Source organism: Pseudoalteromonas sp. TB51 (assembly GCF_000498055.1).
GTDB lineage: Bacteria > Pseudomonadota > Gammaproteobacteria > Enterobacterales > Alteromonadaceae > Pseudoalteromonas > Pseudoalteromonas atlantica.
The window spans coordinates 22124-29487 of sequence record NZ_AUTO01000346.1 but is presented as its reverse complement, the minus strand read 5'-3'; the positions used below and the strand labels follow the sequence as shown (position 1 = coordinate 29487).

The 7364-nt window shown below is 39.8% G+C and carries 7 protein-coding genes; 1 reads left to right on the top strand and 6 read right to left on the bottom strand.

Annotation, left to right across the window (positions count from 1 at the left end; all coding sequences use genetic code 11):
* A partial coding sequence (locus L650_RS0122205) for an NAD(P)-binding domain-containing protein (protein WP_029774434.1) occupies window positions 1-480 on the bottom strand: 480 nt, incomplete at its 3' end.
* Between the two features lie 384 nt (window positions 481-864).
* Between L650_RS0122205 and pyk the strand changes: the two genes are divergently transcribed.
* The gene (pyk, locus tag L650_RS0122200; RefSeq protein ID WP_029774433.1) at window positions 865-2301 is read left to right on the top strand and encodes a pyruvate kinase; all 1437 of its coding nucleotides are present in this window, start codon (window positions 865-867) and stop codon (window positions 2299-2301) included.
* A 62-nt stretch (window positions 2302-2363) separates the two neighbouring features.
* On the opposite strand, the gene L650_RS0122195 is transcribed toward pyk, so the two are convergent.
* From L650_RS0122195 to L650_RS0122175, 5 genes are all read right to left on the bottom strand, one after another.
* Window positions 2364-3188: a LytR/AlgR family response regulator transcription factor gene (locus tag L650_RS0122195; RefSeq protein ID WP_004587846.1), complete on the bottom strand. Its 825-nt coding sequence runs from the start codon at window positions 3186-3188 to the stop codon at window positions 2364-2366.
* The gene (locus L650_RS0122190; RefSeq protein ID WP_024034075.1) at window positions 3185-4258 is read right to left on the bottom strand and encodes a sensor histidine kinase; all 1074 of its coding nucleotides are present in this window, start codon (window positions 4256-4258) and stop codon (window positions 3185-3187) included. Before L650_RS0122190 ends, L650_RS0122195 begins: the two co-directional genes overlap by 4 nt.
* 229 nt (window positions 4259-4487) lie before the next feature.
* Window positions 4488-6044 (bottom strand): SulP family inorganic anion transporter, encoded by a 1557-nt coding sequence (locus L650_RS0122185; RefSeq protein ID WP_004587844.1) that lies wholly within the window; start codon window positions 6042-6044, stop codon window positions 4488-4490.
* 129 nt (window positions 6045-6173) lie between these two features.
* The gene (locus L650_RS0122180; protein ID WP_002960703.1) at window positions 6174-6632 is read right to left on the bottom strand and encodes an Lrp/AsnC family transcriptional regulator; all 459 of its coding nucleotides are present in this window, start codon (window positions 6630-6632) and stop codon (window positions 6174-6176) included.
* A gap of 90 nt (window positions 6633-6722) precedes the next feature.
* Window positions 6723-7364, bottom strand: coding sequence for an MBL fold metallo-hydrolase (locus L650_RS0122175; protein ID WP_029774432.1), 642 nt, complete (start codon window positions 7362-7364; stop codon window positions 6723-6725).

The following is a 7364-nucleotide window of genomic DNA, read 5'->3' as shown; positions in this document are numbered from 1 at the left end:
TACTTTTTCAAACCACGGTTCGATTCGCTCCCAACCGCCTTCTGAGCCACTTGCCATCATTGCAGGACCATGACGAGCGCCTTCGGCACCGCCAGAAATACCCATGGTGGCAAATTCAAATTTGTTTTGATACTTAAGTTTACGATTAATACCGTCTTTGTAGTTACTGTTACCACAATCTACAATCATATCATTACACTGTACGCCAGCTTCAACAAGCTCATTACACACAGCATCAACCAGTTCGCCTGCAGGCACTAATAATAAAATAGAGCGAGGTGCTTCTAAACGCCTTACCATGTCTCCTAAATCAGAAACAATATGAAGTCTATCGGCCATGCCTTGCGATTTAGCACAACTTAATAACTCTTCACCCGCATGTGGATTTTTATCATATGCGACTAACGTTATGCCTTTTTCAATCATGTTTAAGGCAATATTTTTGCCCATAACGCCTAACCCGACTAATGCAACTTGCATTTAGTGTCCTCCTCGGTAACAACTATTTGGTTAGTAAACTAAGTAATTCATTAAATAATACCGCGTGCATTATACTCATACCGTCATAAAATGCGAACGTTGAGCTAATACAGCATGCTTTTTTATTACGCTATTAAAAAGCACTGCAATTGTATCAAATATAAGGGCTGTGCGGTTACAAATACTCTGCGTATTTTGAATTTAAGATCATTGACGGATTTTGACACCGGTGTCATAATGATGACATATTCGTTTTGTATAAAATAGTGGCAATACTAACTAGTTTGCCTATAACTAAAAATGTTTATACATAAGTTATAAGTATTTTGAAGTCACAAAATAACCGTCAACCTGCTTACACATCTAAGCACACAGGAGAATTTGATGCTAAGACGCACAAAAATAGTCGCTACACTTGGGCCTGCAACAGATCGAGATAACAATCTAGAAAAAATTATTCGCGCTGGCGCTAATGTAGTACGTTTAAACTTCTCACATGGTGTTGCACAAGATCATAAAGACCGTGCAAAAGCTGTACGCGAGATAGCCACAAAATTAGGTAAACATGTTGCTATCCTTGCAGACCTTCAAGGTCCTAAAATTCGTGTTTCAACGTTTAAAGAAGGTAAAGTAAACCTTGAAGTAGGCGCTAAATTCACCCTAGATGCAAAAATGGAAAAAGGTGAAGGCGACGTAAACGCGGTAGGTATTGATTACAAAGAATTACCACAAGATGTAAGCCCTGGCGATTTATTACTATTAAACGATGGCCTTATTCAACTAACCGTTGAGCAAGTAGAAGGTCACTTAGTGCACTGCTCGGTTACCGTAGGTGGTGTATTATCAAATAATAAAGGCATTAACCGTTTAGGCGGTGGTTTAACAGCCCCTGCGTTTACAGAAAAAGACAAAGAAGATTTAATCACTGCCGCTGAAATAGATGTTGATTACATTGCAGTATCATTCCCACGCAGTGGCGATGATATGCGTTATGTACGCTCTTTAGCAGAAGCTGCTGGCTCTAAAGCACAACTACTTGCAAAAATTGAACGTGCCGAAGCCGTAGAAACACAAGAAGCCGTAGATGACATTGTTTTAGCATCAGACGCTGTAATGGTTGCTCGTGGCGATTTAGGTGTTGAAATTGGTGATGCTGCGCTAATGGGTAAACAAAAACTCATTATTCGTCGCGCTCGTTCATTAAACCGTACTGTTGTAACCGCAACACAAATGATGGAATCGATGATCGATAACCCAATGCCAACACGCGCAGAAGTTATGGATGTGGCAAATGCAGTACTTGATGGTACTGATGCAGTTATGCTTTCAGCAGAAACCGCTGCCGGTGATTACCCTGAAGAAACAGTCGCTACAATGGCACGTGTTTGTTTAGGTGCAGAATCGCAAAAAGAAACCCATGTATCTAAGCACCGTTTAGACAGCCGTTTTTCTAACAATGCAGAATCTATCGCACTTTCAGCTATGTACGCTGCTAATCACTTAGATTCGGTTAAAGCCATTGTTACCTTAACTGAGTCAGGTAGCACCGCTAAACTTATGTCGCGTATCAGCTCTGGTTTACCTATTTACTCGCTTTCACGCCATGCAAGTACGCTAGGCCAAACAGCGCTTTATCGTGGTGTTTACCCTGTGTTTTTTGATTCTACAAAAACTGAAAAAGACGGAATGGTTAAAGCCGCACTTGATACCCTTGTAGCACAAGGTTCATTACACTCTGGCGATACAGTAATTATTACTCACGGTGACTCAATGGAAACTGTGGGCGCAACGAACACAATGAAAATTGTAACTGTTGCGTAATTTCTGCCTTATATAAAAAATGCGAGCTAAGCTCGCATTTTTTGTGCCTGTAAAATACCAAACTAGCTGGCTAGCGCTGCTTTTACTTTATCGCGGTAGCTTCGGCTTACTTTAAGCTCTTGTCCGTTTTCAAGCACTAATAAATACTCACCGCTTACTTGTGTAACCAGCTTGCTTATTTGTTTTGTATTTACAATTGCACTGCGGTGAACGCGCACAAACAAATGTGGGTCGAGCTCTTGCTCAAGCTCTTTCATTGTTTTGCGTAAAATATGTGTTTGCCCATCTTGGCAATGTAAACACATATAATCGCCAGCGGCATCAACCCACTGAATTGTCGCAACCGGGACACGAATAATTTCACCCTGCTCTTTTACCGCCAGTGATTCTGGGTAACGTTTGTCGGTTAGGGTATCGCCTGTGGCTAATTTTTTAAGTATTTCTTCACAGTTATTACCTGTAATACCGGCAACAAAACTCGCTAGTTTTTTCTTATGGGCGTTGTCTTGCTGTGTTTTTAAGTAACTATGCACTTTTTCTACCGCCTGTTTTAGTCTGTTATCGTCAACGGGTTTTAAAATGTAATCCAAAGCATGTATTTCAAATGCCTTTACTGCAAATTGATCAAATGCAGTAACAAACACAATCGCGGGTAACGCTTTAGTGCTTTCGCTTAAGGCACGGGCAACTTCAAAGCCATTCATTCCTGGCATTTGTATATCTAAAAAAACTAAGTCTATTGGGTGCTCTTTACATGCTTCTATTGCATCAGAGCCTGAACTACACAGTTTAACTACTTCTATATCAGTATATTCTTCAAGTCTTACTGCTAAGCCCTTTCTTGCTAATGGTTCATCATCAACAATGATGGTTTTAATTTTAGTCATTTCTTCACAGCCTTCTCAAACGGTACTCGCAGATTAACTTTCAATCCACTTGGCGTATTATGTGATAATACAAACGAATAATTATTTTCATAGAGCGTTTTTAATCTGTCTTTGGTATTTGCCACCCCTACCCCTTGTGCATTTACAAGTTGTCCGTCTATTAGTTCGGTACCGGGGCCATTATCACCTACTTCAAGTAGTAGCTCGTTGGCAAAAACCTGTGCTTTTATGTCTATCACACCGCCTTGTGACATATGCGCAATGGCGTATTTAATTGCGTTTTCAATTATCGGTTGCAAAATTAAGCTTGGCACAAGTGCCTCTTTTGCTTGCTCGCTTACATCTACATTTACCTTTAAGCGCTCATCAAATCTAACCCGCTCTATTTCTAAATACAGCATCAATGCGTGTAGCTCTTGCTCTAAAGGCACTTTTTTAATGGGATCGGTATTTAGTGTATAACGCAAAAAGTCGCTTAACCTTGCCACCATTAAGTTAGCATCTTTGTTTTCTTTTACCAAAACTAATGTAGAAATAGCATTAAGCGTATTAAATAAAAAATGCGGATTAAGTTGATATCTGAGCATTTTTAATTGCGCTTCATGGGCCATTGTAGTTGCTTTAAGCGCTTTTTGTCGCTCACTTTGTAATAGCTGGTAATACTTTATGCCAAAGTATAAGCCACTCCAACATAAAATTATGTAAACAGAGTCTAAGCCATGCTGTAAATAGTAAAACCAATCTTCTGGGCGATAACCATGGCGGTATATTTCCCATAAATTAAATTTTTGTACAATTGCCCACAATGTACCTGTAATGTACGAGGCACCAAATACAACCACCATTAATATCCACGGCGATGCATTCCAGGTTTTTCGATAAATATAACGAAGTGGGACTGTCATTAAACAGCCCGCATAGGCATTTAATAATATAACAAACACGTAAATATCACGCATTTCAAATACTTTAGAGCCGATATAATTTACAAGCGCATAACCAATCCAGCCTGCAATTTGCAATAGCCAAAAAAAGCGTTGCCTGTTATCAACTAAAGATTGCCAATTCAAAATAAAATACAACTCCGTATAAGTTAGCCAATAAGTTAAAATTACGTTAGCTAATTTAACCACTGGTTTGGTTATTATATCGATTATTACAAAGTGTTAGCAGTACCAACTGTCTTAATTTTTAAGAGCCTTACCGCAAAGTTAAGCCAATAAAAAAGCGAAAGGCTTTAACCTTTCGCTTTTAAAATGCCGATTCAATCAGCTCGTATGGGCAAAGCCACCTTATAAACTAAGCAAGTTTATCAGAGGCTACTTTATAAGTTGGGTCTTCAATTACGTTTACCTCAACTAAGTCACGCGCTTTGTGTAACAGCTGCTTACAGTCTTTACTTAAATGACGTAAGTGAAGCTGTTTACCTGCTTTAGTGTACTTATCAGCTAAGCTGTCGATGGCTTCTATGGCACTGTGATCCGCAACACGGCTGTGTTCAAATTCAATAATTACATCTTTAGGGTCGTTTTTAACATCGAATAACTCAGAAAAGTTTTTAACTGAGCCAAAAAATAGCGGGCCATGAAGCTCGTAAACTTTAGCACCTTGCTCATCAATGTAATTAGTTGTGTAGATATGTTTTGCATGATTCCAAGCAAATACCAAGGCAGAAACAATAACACCAACACACACAGCAATCGCTAAATCGGTTACTACGGTTACGCCAGATACCAATACAATTACAAAGGCATCAGACAGTGGTACGCGCTTCATCATTTTAAAGCTTGCCCATTCAAACGTACCAAGTACAACCATAAACATAACACCTACAAGCGCAGCCAGTGGGATCATTTCAATTAAACTTGAAGCAAATATAATAAATGCAAGCAGCATTAGTGCAGCACTTATACCCGACAAGCGCGAGCGCCCGCCCGAATTAATGTTGATCATTGATTGCCCAATCATGGCACAACCACCCATTGCGCCAAAAAAGCCACAGGTTACATTAGCAGCACCTTGGCCAATACACTCTTTATTTGAGTGACCGCGGGTTTCGGTAATTTCATCAATCAAGCTAAGCGTTAATAACGACTCAATTAAACCAATAGCCGCTAAAATTAATGCATACGGAAAAATTATATAAAAAGTTTCCAGGGTAAATGGAACCATAGGAATGTGAAATTCAGGTAAGCCGCCAGCAATGGTAGCCGCTTCATTACCTGTCATCCCTTTTAGGAAATCAAGTACAGTGCGCGAGTCTAAATCAAGGCCTATTACTAACGCGGTTACCGTTACAATAGCCACTAAAGAAGAAGGCACTGCAGTGGTGAGCTTAGGTAAAAAGTGAATGATAGCCATGGTTAATGCAACTAAACCTAACATGATGTAAAGCGGGTTGCCTGTCATCCATTGCTGGCCACCTGCGCCATCAGGCACTTTAAACTGCCCAAGTTGCGCTAGAAATATTACTATTGCTAATCCATTTACAAAGCCGAGCATAACTGGGTGAGGGACCATGCGAATAAACTTACCGAGCTTAAATATCCCCGCGAGTATTTGCAGTATTCCCATCAGCAACACCGTGGCAAATAAATACTCAACACCGTGATCAAGTACCAAACTTACCATTACAACAGCTAATGCACCGGTTGCGCCCGAAATCATACCAGGGCGACCACCAAAAATAGCCGTAATTAAACCAACGATAAACGCGGCATAGAGACCAACTAAAGGTTCGACATTTGCAACAAAAGCAAACGCAACAGCTTCTGGAACTAAAGCAAGTGCTACAGTTAAGCCAGATAAAATATCGTTTTTAGCAGAGCTAGGCGCTTTGCTGAGTAAGTTAAACATTGAGTTCCTCAGGGGGTTATTAGGTTAGGATCGAAAAAGCGCTAAATGTTACCAAATTAGCGCTCATTTAACAATTCGCACACACCGTTATTAGCTTTCTTAGTATAGCTTAACTTTGTGTCGTTTATTTTATAGAGGAAGAGATGTACTGCGTTTTACACATGTCATGGTTACGTTAGAGTGTACCTCTTGAACGTATTCTAAGCTGAGTAAATTGTCACGTACAAAGTGCTCATAGCCTTCTATACCTTGTGAGATTATACGCAGCATAAAGTCCATGGTGCCGGCCATTGTGTAACATTCTGTCACTTCGTCATAGCTCATAATTAGCTTTTCAAATTCAGCTAAGTTTTTCTTGCCATGATTTGATAAGCGCACATGTGCGTATACAAGCATGTCAAAACCAAGCTTTTTCTCATCTAAAAGCGCAACTTTACTTTTGATATAGCCATCTTGTTCAAGCTTTGCAATGCGTCGCCAACAAGGTGATTGAGATAAGCCTACTTTGTCTGCAATTTCAGCAGTTGAAAGACTTGCGTCCTGTTGTAAAAGTGCCAAAATTTGGCGATCTACGTGATTTAGAGACATTTTATTTCTTATTTATCTAATAAACTGGTTAAATTATACAGCCAATTTAAAATTCCGTCTGCAATAATTTTGCATTTTCATGGATTTTAATTAACCAAATTGGCCACTTACAAATGGATTAGTGCGTTTTTCGTGGCCTACAGTGGTATCTTCACCATGGCCAGCTAAAATACGCGTGTTGTCATCAAGTGTTAAAATATGGCTTTTAATAGACTCAATGAGCTGCTCTGTATTGCCTTTAGGGAAATCTGTACGCCCTACAGCACCTTTAAAAATAACATCGCCAACAATAACGCATTGCTGTTCAGGCTCATAAAACACAATATGACCCGGTGTGTGCCCAGGGCAATGCTTAACACTAAAGCTAAGTTTGCCAAGCGTTAATACATCATTATGGTTAAGCCAAATGTCAGGGTAAAAAGCATCAATAGCTGAAAAACCAAACATTTGTGCTTGCAAAGGCAGGTTATCAAACCAAAATGACTCATCTTTTTGCGGGCCAATAATTTGCACATTGTAGTGTGAGCGTAATTCATCGGCCGCACCTACGTGGTCTAAATGCCCGTGTGTAAGCCAAATAGCGCTCAGTACTAATTTGTGCTCACTAAGCGTGGCTATAATTTTTTGTGCATCACCACCTGGGTCTATCACCACAGCTTGCTTTGTTTCTATACAGCTAATTATTCTGCAATTTTGAGAAAAAGCAGTCACGGGTATTGTAATAACGTGCAT